Annotated in this window: 14 protein-coding genes; 4 read left to right on the forward strand and 10 right to left on the reverse strand. The window is 71.2% G+C overall.

The genetic code is table 11. The annotated features are described in order from the left end of the window. Window positions 1-27 precede the first annotated feature (27 nt). Both ACOQPP_RS05170 and murA read right to left on the reverse strand, forming a co-directional pair. The gene (locus ACOQPP_RS05170; RefSeq protein ID WP_420635941.1) at window positions 28-717 is read right to left on the reverse strand and encodes a polyphenol oxidase family protein; all 690 of its coding nucleotides are present in this window, start codon (window positions 715-717) and stop codon (window positions 28-30) included. Further along, a complete protein-coding gene (gene murA, locus ACOQPP_RS05175; protein WP_419166308.1) occupies window positions 714-2,003 on the reverse strand; it encodes a UDP-N-acetylglucosamine 1-carboxyvinyltransferase in 1,290 nt (429 codons plus the stop codon). Before murA ends, ACOQPP_RS05170 begins: the two co-directional genes overlap by 4 nt. A gap of 127 nt (window positions 2,004-2,130) precedes the next feature. On the opposite strand from murA, the gene ACOQPP_RS05180 reads away from it, so the two are divergent. Then, entirely contained in the window at window positions 2,131-2,598 is a 468-nt protein-coding gene (locus tag ACOQPP_RS05180; protein WP_419166307.1) for a hypothetical protein, read from the forward strand. Between the two features lie 10 nt (window positions 2,599-2,608). On the opposite strand, the gene ACOQPP_RS05185 is transcribed toward ACOQPP_RS05180, so the two are convergent. The 4 genes from ACOQPP_RS05185 to ACOQPP_RS05200 are packed head-to-tail and all read right to left on the reverse strand — an operon-like array spanning window position 2,609 to window position 8,067. After that, a complete protein-coding gene (locus ACOQPP_RS05185) occupies window positions 2,609-4,909 on the reverse strand; it encodes an ATP-dependent helicase (protein ID WP_420635942.1) in 2,301 nt (766 codons plus the stop codon). After that, the gene (locus ACOQPP_RS05190) at window positions 4,906-6,108 is read right to left on the reverse strand and encodes a sensor histidine kinase (RefSeq protein ID WP_419166305.1); all 1,203 of its coding nucleotides are present in this window, start codon (window positions 6,106-6,108) and stop codon (window positions 4,906-4,908) included. The genes ACOQPP_RS05185 and ACOQPP_RS05190 overlap by 4 nt, the downstream gene beginning before the upstream one ends. Next, a complete protein-coding gene (gene serS, locus ACOQPP_RS05195; protein ID WP_419166304.1) occupies window positions 6,105-7,427 on the reverse strand; it encodes a serine--tRNA ligase in 1,323 nt (440 codons plus the stop codon). Before serS ends, ACOQPP_RS05190 begins: the two co-directional genes overlap by 4 nt. A gap of 31 nt (window positions 7,428-7,458) precedes the next feature. Next, complete coding sequence (locus ACOQPP_RS05200) at window positions 7,459-8,067, reverse strand: hypothetical protein (RefSeq protein ID WP_419166303.1); 609 nt, start codon at window positions 8,065-8,067, stop codon at window positions 7,459-7,461. Between the two features lie 148 nt (window positions 8,068-8,215). Here ACOQPP_RS05200 and ACOQPP_RS05205 point away from each other — a divergent pair, with 148 nt between their 5' ends. Genes ACOQPP_RS05205 through ACOQPP_RS05215 form a run of 3 tightly spaced genes read left to right on the forward strand, consistent with a single transcriptional unit; the run spans window position 8,216 to window position 11,282 of the window. Then, a complete protein-coding gene (locus tag ACOQPP_RS05205) occupies window positions 8,216-9,262 on the forward strand; it encodes a mannose-1-phosphate guanylyltransferase (protein WP_420635976.1) in 1,047 nt (348 codons plus the stop codon). Next, window positions 9,259-10,455: a putative sugar nucleotidyl transferase gene (locus tag ACOQPP_RS05210; RefSeq protein WP_420635943.1), complete on the forward strand. Its 1,197-nt coding sequence runs from the start codon at window positions 9,259-9,261 to the stop codon at window positions 10,453-10,455. Before ACOQPP_RS05205 ends, ACOQPP_RS05210 begins: the two co-directional genes overlap by 4 nt. Further along, window positions 10,452-11,282 (forward strand): MBL fold metallo-hydrolase, encoded by an 831-nt coding sequence (locus ACOQPP_RS05215; protein WP_419166301.1) that lies wholly within the window; start codon window positions 10,452-10,454, stop codon window positions 11,280-11,282. The genes ACOQPP_RS05210 and ACOQPP_RS05215 overlap by 4 nt, the downstream gene beginning before the upstream one ends. Here the strand turns inward: ACOQPP_RS05215 and rseP are convergent. From rseP to uppS, 4 genes are read right to left on the reverse strand one after another with little or no spacing between them, the layout of a single operon-like run. Continuing rightward, window positions 11,275-12,387 (reverse strand): RIP metalloprotease RseP, encoded by a 1,113-nt coding sequence (gene rseP, locus ACOQPP_RS05220; RefSeq protein ID WP_420635944.1) that lies wholly within the window; start codon window positions 12,385-12,387, stop codon window positions 11,275-11,277. The two genes, ACOQPP_RS05215 and rseP, sit on opposite strands and share 8 nt — an antisense overlap. Beyond that, on the reverse strand, window positions 12,384-13,580 hold the full coding sequence (gene dxr / locus ACOQPP_RS05225; RefSeq protein ID WP_419166299.1) for a 1-deoxy-D-xylulose-5-phosphate reductoisomerase: 1,197 nt from the start codon (window positions 13,578-13,580) through the stop codon (window positions 12,384-12,386). Before dxr ends, rseP begins: the two co-directional genes overlap by 4 nt. 13 nt (window positions 13,581-13,593) lie before the next feature. Next, entirely contained in the window at window positions 13,594-14,448 is an 855-nt protein-coding gene (locus ACOQPP_RS05230; protein WP_420635945.1) for a phosphatidate cytidylyltransferase, read from the reverse strand. A gap of 16 nt (window positions 14,449-14,464) precedes the next feature. Beyond that, window positions 14,465-15,220, reverse strand: a complete 756-nt coding sequence (uppS, locus tag ACOQPP_RS05235) for a polyprenyl diphosphate synthase (RefSeq protein ID WP_419166297.1) — start codon at window positions 15,218-15,220, stop codon at window positions 14,465-14,467. Window positions 15,221-15,238 lie beyond the last annotated feature (18 nt).

Consider the following 15,238-nt stretch of genomic DNA (forward strand, 5'->3'; position numbering starts at 1 on the left):
CGGCAACCAAGCCCGGCGGAGGTCGCCTCAGTCCGTTCGGCGCCCCAGAAACGCGGCCATCCGGCCCGCCTTGCCGCCACTCGCGCGATGGGAGTGCAGGGGGATCGGACCGCAGGCGGTACAATGCCGCGAACTCGAGATCGAGGCGCGGTCCACGCCCGCCGTGAGAGCCTGCCCGGCCAGCAGGCCCCTCAGATCAAGGCGGGCGCGCACGAGGATCCCCGCCGCGGCCCCTCTCCACCCGGCGTGGACGAGGCCCATCCGTCCCGTCGCCCGACTCCAGAGCGCGATGGGCGCGCAATCGGCCGCCGTGGCGGCGAGCAGGCACCCCCGGGCGCCCGTGACCTGGCCATCGACGCGACCCGCCCGTTCGACGACGGGGACCGCACCCTCCGCACTCTCCGCGCCCGAACGGCGCGGCACCTCGTGGATCGCGGTGCCGTGGACCTGCGTCGGCACCGATACGCGGCCGAAGCCGAGTCTGCGGGCCAGCGTCCCGTAGGCCTCCGCCACCCGCGCCGGTGACGAGACCGCAACCCCGAAATCTCCCCCGGCGGCCGTCGTGATACCACACACGATGTTCGGATCCAGCGCCTCCCACGGCGTCAGCCTGAGGACCCCCTCACGCGAGACTTCCTCGACTTCGAGCCCATCGAGCGCCCGGGCACCGATGATTTCCTCCGGGGTGTCCCCCGCCGCGACCCGCCCGGGCGTCACGGGCCGTCCGGCGCGACGCGTTCGATCCGGGCGCCCAGCGCGCCCAGTCGTTCGTGGATGCGCTCGTATCCGCGCTCGATCTGGCCGATGTTGTGCACCTCGCTCGTGCCTTCCGCCGCGAGGGCCGCGATGAGCAGCGCCATCCCGGCGCGAATGTCGGGACTCTCCAGCCTCGCTCCCCGCAGCGGGGACGGCCCGACCACGACCGCGCGGTGCGGATCGCAGAGGACGATTCGGGCCCCCATCGCGATCACCTTGTCCACGAAGAACATCCGGGACTCGAACATCTTCTCGTGGATGAGCACGGTGCCGCGGCATTGGGTCGCGGTCACGAGGGCGATGCTGGTCAGGTCGGCGGGAAAGGCCGGCCAGGGTCCGTCGTCGAGCTTGGGAATCTGGCCGCCGAGGTCGGGCCGGATCTCGATTTCCCCGGCCCCGTGCACGAGCAGGTGGTCGTCGCGCCAGCCGAACTCCACCCCGAGGCGCTGGAATCCGACCCGCAGGGGGTCGAAATGGGTTCGGTCCACCTCCGCGATGCGGAGGTTCGAGCCGGTCGCCGCGGAGAGACCGATCATGCTCCCGACCTCGATGTGGTCGGGCCCGAGCCGGAAGGTCCCGCCTCCGAGGGCGTCCACCCCCTCGATGCACAGCCGCGGGGTCCCGATCCCCTCGATCCTGGCCCCGAGCGTGGCGAGAAAGCGGCACAGGTCCTGGACGTGCGGCTCGGTCGCCGCGTTACGGAGTTCCGTCGTCCCCTCCGCCGTCACCGCCGCGAGCACGGCGTTCTCCGTCCCCGTGACGGAGGGCTCGTCGAGGAAGATCGAAGCGCCGCGGAGTCCCCGGGTCCGGAGCAGGTAGCCGTCTCCCACGTTCACCGTCGCGCCCAGCGCCTGGAGCGCGAGCATGTGCGTGTCGAGACGGCGCCGACCGATGAAATCGCCGCCCGGCTGGACGAGTTGAAACGTGCCGATGCGGGCGAGCATCGGGCCGGCCAGAAGCACCGAGGCCCGGATGCGTCCGACGACTTCCGGGTCGAGCGTAGCTCCCGGATCGACGTCCGCGGCGCTCAACTCGAGGACGCCCGGGCCGGCCCAGCCGCCGCGCACACCGAGATCCTCGAGCAGGCGGAGCAGCGTCTCCACGTCCTGGATGCGAGGGACGTTCTCCAGCCGGACGGGTTCACGCGCCAGGAGGACTCCGGCGAGGACCGGAAGGGCGGCGTTCTTGTTCCCGGCCGGCGTGAACACGCCGCTCAACGCGTGTCCGCCCTCGATCCGAAAGTGCATCGCGTCTCCTCCCACCCGTCCCTCGACCGCGCGGAAAGTAGCCGGTGGGCGGAGGGCGGCAAGCGATGTTGAGCCCCTCGGGGGCCGGGCCTATACTCCCCTCCAACTTCCCCCGTAAGGAGTGGCGGTGTCCACCTTCGAGATCGCGGTCGTTGTCGGCATGGCGCTATGGGTCATCTTCGCCATGGTGATCCTCATCATCCTGGTGTACGGAATCCGGCTGCTGCGCGACGTGCGCGAGCCGCTTGCCCGCGTATCCGGCGCGGTCACCGACCTCAACGAGCGGCTCCGGCCGGTGCTGCGCAACGCCGAACAGGCGAGCGACCAGGCCCGACAGATCGCGGCGCGCCTGAAGCGCGATGTGGACGACGTGAGCGACGCCATCGGCAACGCGACCGAGTCGACCGGACGCATGGTGGAACTCGTCGAGGAACGCGTGGTCGAGGTCGCGGCGCTCGTGGCGGTCATCCAGGAGGAGGCGGAGGCGACCTTCGTCTCCACGGCCTCGCTCCTGCGCGGGCTACGGCGCGGAAGCCGCAAGGTATCGGGCGAAAAGCCGGGGGGGCGCGCCATCGGGGACCGCCGACCCGGCTGACCGTCCCGATTCAGGCCGGCCGCAGCCCCGCGTAGGCGACGACGACCTTCTTGCGGCCGGCGTCGTCGAAGTCGATGTCGACCCTCGCCTCGCGCCCGTATCCATGCACCTGAAGGATTTCCCCCGCCCCGAAGCGGGGATGCACGACCCGAACGCCCGGCGCCAACGCCAGCGGCTCCTGTGAATCTTCGTAGTCGTACCGGAGTTCGCCCTCCTCGCCGGCATCCCCTTCCCGACCCGGTGAGCGCGCGGGGCCCTGTCGCCACGAGTACGAGCGGTCCGCACGCGTCGCGTCCGGGCGCGTGGCCGCCCCGCCGCCCGCGAAGGAACGCCGCCGGGAGGCCGCGCCGCTCCACCGTCGCCGGGCGCGCAATCCGAGCCCGGCGCCGAGCCGCGACCGCACGTGTTCGGCCGGCAGTTCGTCGAGGAAGCTCGATGGCGCCGAGCGGCTCGACATCCCGGCCCTCCAGCGCGTGTCGGCGTAGGTCAGATTCAGATGATCCATCGCCCTCGTGACGCCGACGTAGAACAGGCGCCGCTCCTCCTCGAGCCCTTCCGGGGTCTCGATCGCCCGGGAGAGGGGGAAGAGCCCCTCCTCGAGTCCCGCGAGGAAGACGACCGGGAACTCGAGTCCCTTCGCATTGTGCAGGGTGATCAGCGTCACGGCTTCGCCCTCGAAATCCGCCTCGTCGAGGTCCGAGCGCAGCGAGACGGACTGCAGGAACAGTTCGAGATCGGCCGCTTCGTCGACCGCATCCTCGGCATCCTCTCGCTCGAACGCCTCGGCCGCGGCGAGCAGCTCGCTCACATTCTCGAGGCGGTCCGCGCCGTCCTCTTCCTCCGCGAGCGCCGTCGCCAGGCCGAACGTGGCGACGCAGGCCTCCATCGCCTCGCGCGCCGTGCGGTCCGCGAGCGAGGCGCGCACCTGCCGCAGTCCTTCCACGAAGTGCCGAAGTCCGCGCAGGGCCGCGGGCGGGATCCCGTCGCCGCGCTCGGCCCGCTCCGCGGCCAGCGCGAGCGGCTCATCGCGCCGGTCGGCGACCTCCTCCAGGCGCTCCAGGCTCTTCGCCCCCACGCCCCGGCGCGGCCAGGCCACGGCCCGCACGAAGGCGACGTCGTCGGCCGGGTTGACCAGAAGCCGAAGGTAGGCGAGGACGTCCTTCACCTCGCGTCTCTCGTAGAACGGGACTCCTCCCACGATGCGGTACGGGATACCGGCGCGCCGGAACGCCTCCTCGAACGCGCGCGACTGTGCGTTCGTCCGGTACAGCACGGCGAACTCGTTCAATCCCCGATCGCCGCGCTCGCCCTCGATCCGCGATGAAACCCACGCCGCCTCGTCGCGCTCGTCGCCGCACCGGACCACCTGAATGGGATCGCCCATCTCCCGTTGGGCGCGGAGCCGCTTCGGCTTGCGCGAGAAGTTCTGCGAGATGACGGCGTTCGCGACTTCGAGGATCGACCCCGTGGAACGGTAGTTTCGCTCCAGCCGCACGACGTGGGCGCCGCTGAAATCGGCCTCGAAGTCCAGGATGTTCCGGATGTCGGCCCCCCTCCATCCGTACACGGCCTGATCGTCGTCCCCGACGACGCAAAGGTTCCGGTAGGCGGCGGCCAGCGCCTTCACGATCCGGTACTGGGCGTGGTTCGTGTCCTGATATTCGTCGACCAGCACGTGCACGAAGCGGTCGGCGTATCGTTCCCCGACGCCCTCCGCCCCCTCGACCAGCCGGACGGTTTCGAACAGGAGATCGTCGAAGTCGTAGGCGTTCCGCCGTTCGAGTTCACGCCGATACGCGGGGTAGACCGCGGCCACGATCTTCCCGAACGGGTCGAACGCGTCCGCGGCGTATTCGGAGGGCCCCACGAGGGCGTTCTTGGCCGAGGAGATCCGGGTTCTCACGGCACGGGGCGGCCACCGTTTGGGATCGTGCCCCAGCGACGACATCACATCCCGGATCGTGCGGACGGAGTCATCTTCATCGTAGATCGTGAAGGCGCGCGAGCGGGTCGTGAACGGCGCTTCGATGCGAAGGAGCCGGGCGGCGATCGAGTGGAAAGTCCCGATCCAGAGGCCGCGCGTCGATCGCCCGATGAGACCCTCGATCCGCTCCCGCATCTCGCCGGCCGCCTTGTTCGTGAACGTGACGGCGAGAAGGCGGCCGGGGGCCAGGCCTTCGCGGATCAGGCGGGCGGCCCGCGCCGTGAGCACGCGTGTCTTGCCGGACCCCGCGCCGGCGAGCACGAGGAGCGGACCCTCGGGGTGTTCGACCGCCTCCCGCTGCTCGGGGTTCAGCCGAAGCCCGCTCACCGCCGCGGCTTCCGCGCGGGACGATGGCGCGGGAGTTCGATCCGGAAGCTCGCGCCGCGCGTCGTGTCCTCGAGACGGATGGACCCGTCGTGCATGTCCTCGATGATGCGGCGCGTGAGAGAAAGGCCGACACCCCAGCCGCGTTCCTTCGTGGTGACGCCGATATTGAAGATCTTGTCGCCCAGGGCCGGAGGGATCCCGGGTCCGGTATCCCTCACCCGATAGACCGACCGCTTCCCGTTGGGACCGAGATGGGAGATCCCGATCCGTCCGCCCTCCGTCGCCAGCGCATCCACGGCGTTGCGGACCAGGTTCTCGAACGCCCACTCCAGGAGGGTCTCGTTCCCGAGCACATCGGGAGCCTCGGGGTCGATGTCGACGTCGATCTCGATCTTGCTCGCGCTCGCCAGCGTGGGAAGCCGCGCCTCGAAGTACTGCCTGAGACGGACGACCGTCGCGCGCACCGAGACCGGTTCGAGCTTGGGCTTGTGGCCGATGAGTTCGAAGCGGCGGGACACCTTCTGCAGGCGGTTCACATCCGCCGCCATCTCGTCGATGAGATCGGGCTGGCCCACCCGGGCCGCTTCCGGGCGAGGCCGATGCTCCAGAACCTCGAGCCAGCCGACGAGAGAACTCAGCGGAGTCCCCATCTGGTGGGCCGACTCCCGGGCCATCGCGGACCAGATGCGTTCTCTCTCGCTCCTGAACGAGGTGAGGAGGAGCCACGCGCCGCCGCCCACGATGACGACCAGGGCGGCCGCCGCCAGCCACGGGATCCACTCCAGGCGGCGGAGAAACTCGGGATCGCCGAAATGCACCTGCAGGCCGGGCGCCTCGAAGTGAGACCGCAGCGCCTGTTCGTCGGGTTTGCCGTCGGGGCCGCGCGGGAAGTCGTCGGGCAGGTGGGCCCAGCTCGTCGGGTTCCCGAGCGTGTCCGAGACCACGACGGGGATCTGAAGCCGCTCCACCTGGGCGAGGACTTCCGCCGAGGCCCCGTTCCACAGTTCGATGACCTCCTCCACTGAGAGGTTGCCGGCGGCGGCCGCTACGCTGATGGCCCGCAGCCGCCCGAAGACCGCCGCGTCGAGACGCCGCTCCTCGGCCTGCTGCCGGGAGAAAACGACGAAGGAGAGCAGGACGCCGGAGGAGAGGATCGCGACGAGAAGGGCGGCCACGCGACGGGTCCAGAACCGGGTCACCGGCAGATCTCGAGGCGCTCGAAGCCGAGATAGGGGTGCAGGATCTCCGGGAGCAGGACCCCCTCGCCCCGGCGGAATCCGGTCTCGAGCAGGACGACGAGCAACCGGGCCAGCGCCACCGCCGAGCCGTTCAGCGTGTGGACGTGGGCGGGACGGGCACCGGGCCGGGGCCGATACCGGATGTCGGCCCGCCGCGCCTGATAGTCCGTGTAGGATGAGCAACTCGACACTTCGAGCCACGCCTCGACGCCGGGCGCCCAGATCTCCAGGTCGTACGTGATCGCGTTGGCGAAGCCGAGATCCCCCAGCGGGAGCAGCACGCACCGATACGGGATCTCGAGGAGTTCGAGCACCCGTTCGGCGTGGCGGGTGAGAAGTTCGAGTTGCGCCTCCGATTCTTCCGGCCGGCAGATGCGGACGAGCTCGACCTTGTCGAACTGGTGGACGCGCAGAAGCCCGCGAGTATCCCGGCCCGCGGCGCCCGCTTCCCGCCTGAAACAGGGCGTGTGAGCGACGTAGGCGAGCGGGAGGTCGGCGTCGGCCAGGATCTCGCCCCGATGCAGGTTCGTGAGGGGGACCTCGGCCGTCGGTACGAGGAAGAGGTCGTCGGGATCCGTGCGATAGGCGTCGTCCTCGAATTTCGGGAGATGCCCGGTACCCGTCATCGAGTCGCGGGAGACCATCAGCGGAGGCAGCACCTCCAGATACCCGTGCTCGCGGACGTGGAGGTCGAGCATGAACTGGATGAGCGCGCGGGAGAGCCGCGCTCCACCCCCGACGAGCAGCGGGAAGCCCGAGCCCGCGATCCTCGTGCCGCGCTCGATGTCCAGAGCGGGGGTTCGCCCGCCCGGGAATCCCGCGCCGCCGGGATCCGTGTACCCGTGGGTGGCGCCGAGTTCCCAGTGCGGCGGGATGTCGTCTTTCCGCGGGCGACCCCACTCCGCGATCGTCGGCCCCTCCCCCTCCTCTCCCGGCGGCACGCGGGGGTCGGGGATGTTCGGGATCCGGAGCAGGTTCTCGCGAATCCCGGCCTCCGTACGGGCAAGGTCGACATCGAGGGCCTTGATGCGCGCCGCCACGCGCCTCATCGTCTCGATCTGCCGCGATGCGTCCTCGCCGGCCTTCTTCGTCTCGGCAATCGCCTTCGACGCCGCGTTCCGTTGGGCCCGGAGGACTTCCACCTCGTGGATGAGGCGTCGTCTCGCCTCGTCGGCCCCGAGGGTCTCCTCCACGAGCCGCCCGGCCCGCTCATCGCCGCGTCGCGCCATGGCGTCGAGAACGCGGGCGGGAGCCTCTCTCATGGCCTTCAGGTCGAGCATGGCCAGGCGGGCGCGGGCGCGGAGGCGGGCATCATAGCGACCCGTGCTCCCCCGGTTCGAGCACGGTGTCGCCGCAGTTCGGATTCACGAGGTGCTCGAAGGTGAGCGTGCCCGCCTCCAGGTCGACATCGAGGATCCGGAGCTTCGCGTATCGGCTGCAGGCGAGGAACTGGGTCGGGTCGACCCGGCTGCGCCCGATGAGCACGTCGCCGGGGCGGACCGGCACGGGGCTGTTGAGCGTGTACCCCTCCTCCGGGGCCTCGAGGACCTCCTCGAAGCGCTCGTCCGACACCTGGAGGCCCGAATCCGTCACGCTGTCCGCCGCCGCCGAGAACGGGACCAGTTCCGGCACGCCGGCACGGATCTGGAACAGGAAATCCCAGTGGAGCGTCTGGTCGACGCGCGCCGGGACGGCGCGCACGATGTCGAAGGCCGGGGGATCCTGGATACGCGCCGTCCGGTAGTCGAACAGCGTGGTCTCCGTGGGCGTGAGGGGTACGTCGCCGAGGAAGGCCGCGAACGGATCGTCGCAGGCGGCCACGGCGAGCACGAGAATCAGCGCCGCCGGGAGAGCGGCGGGGGGCCTTCGGTCGCGGGGGAGCATGGCGCGGAAACTGGCGTTCCGCCGTGTCTCGGGCAAGAAAAAAGGGCTTCCGCGCGGCGGGGACACCGGCGTGGCGTCGGGGGTGGGGCGAGCGTAGCTTGGCGACGGCGTGGCCGGCCCGCGACGGGGAGGCTCCCGGCGCGCGAGAGGGGGCGGAACGGAGGACGGGAGGGAGTCCTTGTCGGTGCATTTCGACGCGTACTGCACGGTCCTCGCGGGCGGGATCGGACGTCGGTTCTGGCCCGCTTCGACCCCCGACCGGCCCAAGCAGTTCCTGCCCCTCGCCGGTCCCACACCCCTTCTCGATGAGACCTTGGCCCGGGCGACGGGTCTCGTCGGCGCGGGCCGGGTGCGGATCCTCGCGTCCGAACACCTCGTGCGGCTCATGCGGCCGCCTCTGGAGGGCTCCGGGATCCGCGCGCTCGTCGAACCGCGGGCGCGCGGCACCGGCCCGGCGCTCGTGTGGGCGGCGAGCGAGATCGAGCGGGAAGACCCCGGCGCCGTGATGATCTCGCTGCACGCGGATCATAGAATCGCGCCGGAGGCGGCGCTGCGGGATACGCTGGAATCGGCCGTGCAGGCCGCCCGGGAGGGATATCTCTGCTGCGTCGGCGTGCGGCCCGACCGGCCGGAGACCGGGTTCGGCTACGTGGAAGTGGGACGGGAGATGGCCTCGGGCGCGCGCGCGGTCCTGCGCTTCGTGGAGAAGCCCGGCCCCGGGACGGCCCGGGAGTACGTGGAATCCGGGCGTTTCCTCTGGAACTCGGGCATCTTCGTGTGGAGGGCGGCCGATCTGCTGGCGGTCGCCCGGGCGCACGCGAGCGAACTGGCGGCCGGCTGGGCGGCGCTGGAGGACGGGAACGCGCGCGAGTTCTTCGCGCGGGCCGAGGCGACCGCCATCGATGTCTGCGTCATGGAACGCGCGGATCGCGTGGCCACGGTCGAGGCGAGCTTCGCCTGGGATGACCTCGGAGTGTGGACCGCCCTTGCACGCGCGCGAGCCGGCGACGATGCCGGGAACGTCGTCACGGGCCCCGCCCGCCTGCTCGATGCGGCGGACAACGTCGTGTGGACGGAGGCGCGCCGCGCGACGGTCATCGGAGTCTCCGGCCTCGTGATCGTGGAGGCGAACGGAGAGGTGCTCGTGATGCCGCGTGAGGAGGCCGCGGCGCTCGATGCCCACCTCCGCCGGCTCGAAGCGGAGGAGCCGCCCCCCGGGCAGCCGCCTTGACCGCACTCGTCATGTTCGACGACGAACTCGCGGACGGGTGGGCCCCTTTTTCGCTCACCCGGCCGTGTGGGGAACTCATCTTCGGACGCTGGACGCTGCGCGAGCGACTGGAGCGTGTGGCCGGTACGCGCGTGACGGGTCATGTGACCCGCCCCTGGCTGCGCCGGTACGCCGAGGCCGGGGCGCCGGCGAGCCTCGGACCGGACCGGCTGCCCGACGCCGCCACCTACTGGAGTTCGCGGGCCGTGCCGGCGCTCGACGCGGCGTGGGGCCGCTCGCCCGCCAACTTCTGGGTCGCGGGGCAACTCGCCGGTATCCGGCTCGCGCCCGGGGGGCGGCCGCCGCGGCCGGACTGGTTCGCCGCCCCGAGCCCCGAACCCGGGCTCGCCGACCGCACCTTGCCCGGCGAATGGCTGCTCCATCCGTGGGACCTCGTGTCCGGCGGTCCGGCCCGGCTGGCCGACGATCTGGCGGCGACGATCGGTACGGCCGTGTGGGACCTGCCGGACGGCTGCCGGCGGCTCGGCAGCGAGGCGATCCGACTCGGAGAGGGCGCGCGGGTCGAACCGGGCGTGCTCTTCGATGCGCGCGAGGGCCCGATCGAACTGGGTCCCGGCGTCGAGGTGCGTACGGGGGCCCGTCTGGCCGGTCCCCTCTACGCGGGCCCCCGCTCCAGGCTCCTCGGCGGCGCCCTCTCCCGCTTCAGCGGCGGACCCTTCTCCTTCGTGCGGGGGGAAATGGACGGCGTCACGGTGCTCGGATATTCGAACAAGGCGCACGACGGATACCTCGGCCACGCCTACGTGGGGCGCTGGGTCAACCTGGGCGCCATGACGACGAACAGCGACCTCAAGCACACCTATGGAACGGTCCGGATCGGCCCTCCGGGAGCCCGGACCGACACCGGGCTCGTCAAGCTCGGTTGTCTCCTCGGAGACCATGTGAAGACCGGGATCGGAGCTCGCCTCGATACGGGCACCGTCGTCGGCGCCGGCTCGAGCCTGTTCGGGGCGGAGATGCCGCCCACATGGGTCGAGCCCTTCTCCTGGGGCCCGGGCCGGACGCGGGAGCGCTGCCGCCGGGAGGCGTTCATCGCCACCGCGACCCGGGTCGTCGCGCGACGCGGCCTCGAGGCCGACGCGCCGTTCCGGGGCTGGCTCGGGGACGTGTGGGACGAGGCCTGCGGGCCATGACGTTCTCCGTGGCCTCGCTCGGGACCGGGAGCCGCGGCAACGCCTTCCTCGTCGAGGGGGGGCGGGCGCGCGTGCTCGTGGACGCCGGCTTTTCCGGTGTTCAGCTCGCACGGCGGCTCGAGGCGCTCGAGGTGGAGCCCGAGGCGATCGACCTCGTCGTCGTGACGCACGAGCACCGGGACCATTCGGCCGGGATCGGGATCGGGGCGCGTCGCTGGGGCTGGCGGCTCGCCATGAACGCGCCCACCCACCGCGCCTGCCGAGCGCTCCTGCGGGGTGGCGAGGCGTGCCGGGACCTCTCGTCAACCGGCCTCGAGGTGGGGGACCTCGCGATCGAGGCGGCCCCGACCCATCACGATGCGGCGGCCCCCGTGGCGATCACGGTCCTGCACCGGCCCACCGGACTGCGCGCCGGGATCGCCACGGACCTCGGGAGGCCCACCACGCCCGTCCGCCACGCGCTGCGTGGATGCGCATTCCTCGTCCTGGAGGCGAACCACGACGAAGGACGGCTCCGGGCCGCCTCCTATCCCTGGCGCGTGAAGCAACGGATCGGGGGCAGCCGCGGGCACCTGTCGAACCGTCACGCAGCCGACTTCGCGCGCGAACTGGCGCATCCCGGACTGGGAGGCATCCTCCTCGCGCACCTGAGTCACGAGTGCAACGACCCGGAACTGGCCCTCGAGAGGGTCTCCATCGGACTGGAGCCGTCGCGATACGGCGGACTCCTGGAGACCGCCGGGCAGGACCTTCCCGGTCCCCGATACGACGTGGCCGAGCTCGTGAGGAGCCGCGGCGATGGCGCGCAGCTCTCGCTGTCTATCTGAGGATCACCCTCAGCACGTCATTCCCGACGGCCCACAGCATGAGCGCGAGCACGAAGACCATGCCCACCGTGGTGAAGCGCATGCGCTGCTGGACGCTGAGGGCCCTGCCGCCGCGCAGGCCTTCGATCCCCAGGAAGAGGAGGTGCCCCCCGTCGAGGATGGGGATCGGCAGCAGATTGAAGATGGCGAGGTTGATGCTGATGACCGCCATGAAGCCGAGCAGCTCCCAGATCCCGGCGCGCGCCGCCCGCCCCGAGATCTCGCCGATCATGATCGGCCCGCCGATCTCGCGCGCCGAACTCCGCCCCGTGACGAGATCGGTCAGGAACTGGACGACGGCGCCACTCCAGTAGGTCGCGCTCGACCAGCCCCGTCCGAGCGCTTCGATCGGCCCCGCCCGCCCGCCATCGGCCCCGAGGCGGATGCCGATGCGACCGACCGTGCGAGAGTCGCCGGTGAGGTCGGAGAACTGCTCGACCGCGTCCGGCGTGGCGACGAAGGTGAGATCCTCCCCGTCACGCTCGACGACGATGTCGACGGATTCGCCGGCCCGCCGTTCGATCCGCATCGTGACCTGGGTCGGATCGTGCACCGAGACCCCGTCGACCCGCCGGATGAGGTCGTTGTCCCGCAGACCGGCCTCGGCGGCGGGGGAACCCGGGGCGACCTCCACGATGCGCGGCTCGAACACGCCCTGCCCCATGGCGATCGCGGCGAACGCCACGACGGCGAACAGCCAGTTCATGATGACGCCCGCCGAGATCACCATCACCCTGGCCCAGAACGGCTTCGCGTCGAAGTCACGGGGTGAGGTTCCCGCCGCGCCGCGCTCCTCCGTTCCGGGCGGACTCTCGGTCCCGCCCTCGAGCTTCCCGGCGACTTCCTCATCGGCCACCCCGGCCATCTTCACGTAGCCCCCGAGGGGGATCCACGACAGCACGTACTCGGTCTCCCCGCGCCGGAAGCCCGCCATCTTCGGGCCCAGCCCGATCGAGAACCGCGGCACCTCGATGCCGACGCTCTTGGCCGCCGCGAAATGCCCCAGTTCGTGCACGAAGATGAGCACGCCGAGGACGATGACCGTTACCAGGATGGTGATGATCACTCGTTGGTCTCCCGACTCGTTGACACCCGATTCCGGCTTCGCCGACTCCGCGCGCCCGGCGCTTCCCGGGCGATCCCGCGCGCCCGGGCGTCGATCCGCCGTACGTCCTCCACCGACTCGATGGCGCGCGACGAGAACCCTTCAAGGGTACGGAGCACGACTCCGGAGAGTTCCTCGAAACCGATCTGTCCGGCGAGGAATCTCTCGACCGCGACCTCGTTGGCCGCGTTGAAGGCCACGGGAAACTCGCCTCCCGCCTCTCCCGCCGCGACCCCCGCCCGGAAGAGCGGGAACGCGTCCTCCCGCACGGGTTCGAACTCCAGCGGTCCGTCCCGTATGGGATCGAAACCCGGCTCGACGCGCGCGTCGTCCAGCCGCTCCGGATACCCGAGCGCCCACAGGATCGGGATCTCCATCGACGGCCGCCCAAGCTGGGCGAGCGAGGAGCCATCGCGGAACTCCACGACCGAGTGGACGATCGACGTCGGATGTACGACGACGTCGATGCGTTCGTACGGGATGCCGAACAGGGTGTGGGCTTCGATGACTTCCAGCGCCTTGTTCGCGAGCGTGGCGGAGTCGATGGTGATCTTCGACCCCATCGCCCACGTGGGATGCCTCAGCGCGTCGGCCGGACGGACGGCGGCGAGCCGCGCGGCCGGCCACGTCCGGAACGGACCGCCGGACGCCGTAAGGGTGATGCGCGCGATCTCCGCCGCGGGGCGTCCGGCGAGGCACTGGTGGACGGCGGAGTGCTCGCTGTCGACCGGCAGCAGTTCGCCGCCTCCCTCGCAGAGCGCCCGGAGCACGAGGTCGCCCCCCGCCACGAGGGATTCCTTGTTGGCCAGCGCGAGCCGCTTCCCCGCCCCGAGCGCGGCGAGCGTCGGCCCGAGGCCGGCGAAGCCCACGAGCGCGTTGAGCACGAGATCGGCGCGGGGGGAGCGCGCGGCATCCTCGAGAGCATCCGGGCCGACGCGCCACTCGCCGGACCAGCGCGGCGTGAACCCGTCCGGCGGCGGCGTCCCGAGAACGACGAACTCCGGTTCCCACTCGAGGGCGAGCGCGTCGAGCGCCTCCCGGTTCCGGTGGGCGGTCAGCACGGTCACGCGGAACCGGTCGGGGTGGCGACGGATGACCTCCAGCGTCCCCGCTCCGACGGACCCCGTGGCGCCGAGGACGGCGACCCGCTTCACGCGGCTCCCCCGCTCATGCCGCGAAGGCGAGGAAGAGGAGCGCGGCGGGAAGCGCCCACAGCACCGAATCCAGCCGGTCCAGCATCCCCCCGTGTCCCGGAAGCAGGCGGGAAGAGTCCTTGACCCCGCACTCACGCTTCAGGGCCGATTCGGCGAGGTCACCCACGATGGCGAGCACCCCGACCACGAGCCCGAAGGCGAGCGTGCGGGGCAGGCCCAGCGTCCAGGCGTCGGGAAGCAGGAACCGCGGGTACAGGACGGCCACGGCCACGCTCCCGAGGAGCGCGGACACAGCCCCCGCGATCGTCTTGTTCGGGCTCACGCGAGGCGCGAGCGGACGCCTGCCGAAGCTCCGGCCACCGGCGTAGGCGGCCGTGTCGGCGATCCAGGTCAGGGTCACCGGAAGGAAGAAGAGGAGCGTCCCCGGGATCCGCCCGCCTTCCGCCCCGCCCTCCTGCGGGAGGAGGACCCAGCCCTCGCGCAGCGGGATCCCGAAGGCGAGGAGACCTCCGACGTACAGGGCGCCGAACGTCGTGACGGCGGCGCTCCGGATCGGCCTCTCTTCAAGGTCGATCGTCGCGAGCGCGAGGGCCGGGAACCCCAGCACGAGACCCGTCGCGAGGAGCGCGGCACCCTCGAACCCGGCCGCGAGGACGACCGGCGGAAAGAGGAAGGCCGCGATCGAACCCGGCACGACGAACGCGCGGGTCCCGGCCCCCCGCGTCATCCCCGCGAACTCCCGATATCCGATCGCGGCGACGGCGCCGAGACCCGCCGCGAACACGTACCCGCCGGCATAGGTGACCAGCGCGCAGAGCGGAATGCCCGCGCCCGCGACGGCCAGCCTCTTGCGGAGATTGGGACTCACGGCGCGATCGCGACCATCACGTCTTCACCAGCCCGAATCGCCGCTCCCGACGCCGGTAGTCGACGAGCGCGCCGAAGAGGTGCTCTCGGGTGAAATCGGGCCAAAGCACATCCGTGACGAAGATCTCCGCGTAGGCAAGTTGCCAGAGGAGGAAGTTGGAGAGTCGTTGCTCCCCCGAGGTCCGGATCAGCAGATCGGGGTCCGGCCAGTCGCGCGTGAGCAGTTCCGCCGCAAAGCGCTCCGCATCGATCTCTTCCGGGGACAGTTCCCCACGGACGCACCTCCGGGCCAGATCGCGGGCGACACCCGCGATCTCCGCCCGCGCCCCGTAGCTGATCGCCAGATGGACGTCCAGCTTCGCCCCGCCCGCCGTGGAAGTCTCGAGTTCCTTGATCGCGCGGCGCGCCGGTTCCGGCAGTCGCATGCGGTCGCCGAACACCGTGACCCGGATCCCGCGCTGCGCCAGGGCCTCTCCCTGGCTCCGCACGTACTCCTCGAGCAGCGCCATGAGCGCCTCCACTTCGGTCGGCGGCCGGGACCAGTTCTCGTGAGAGAAGGCGTACAGGGTGAGGTGGGATACACCGGCTTCCGCCGCCCCCTCGATCGTCTCGCGCACCGCCGTCATCCCCGCGCGGTGTCCTTCCGATCTCGGCAGGCCGCGCCGCCTCGCCCAGCGGCCGTTCCCGTCCATGATGACGGCGACGTGGGTCGGCACTTCGCCCTCTCTCGCGGCCTCCAGCGAGGCCGTCGCCCCGTTTCTCTCCCCGCTCATGCGCCCCAAGCTCGCGCC

Source organism: Candidatus Palauibacter sp. (genome assembly GCF_965222475.1).
Lineage (GTDB): Bacteria > Gemmatimonadota > Gemmatimonadetes > Palauibacterales > Palauibacteraceae > Palauibacter.

Coding starts and splice junctions, on each gene's coding strand:
- serS (WP_419166304.1), bottom strand. CDS start 7,427: ATGCTCGACCTGAAGGCCATGAGAGAGGCTCCCGCCCGCGTTCTCGAC.
- uppS (WP_419166297.1), bottom strand. CDS start 15,220: ATGAGCGGGGAGAGAAACGGGGCGACGGCCTCGCTGGAGGCCGCGAGA.
- murA (WP_419166308.1), bottom strand. CDS start 2,003: ATGCACTTTCGGATCGAGGGCGGACACGCGTTGAGCGGCGTGTTCACG.
- ACOQPP_RS05215 (WP_419166301.1), top strand. CDS start 10,452: ATGACGTTCTCCGTGGCCTCGCTCGGGACCGGGAGCCGCGGCAACGCC.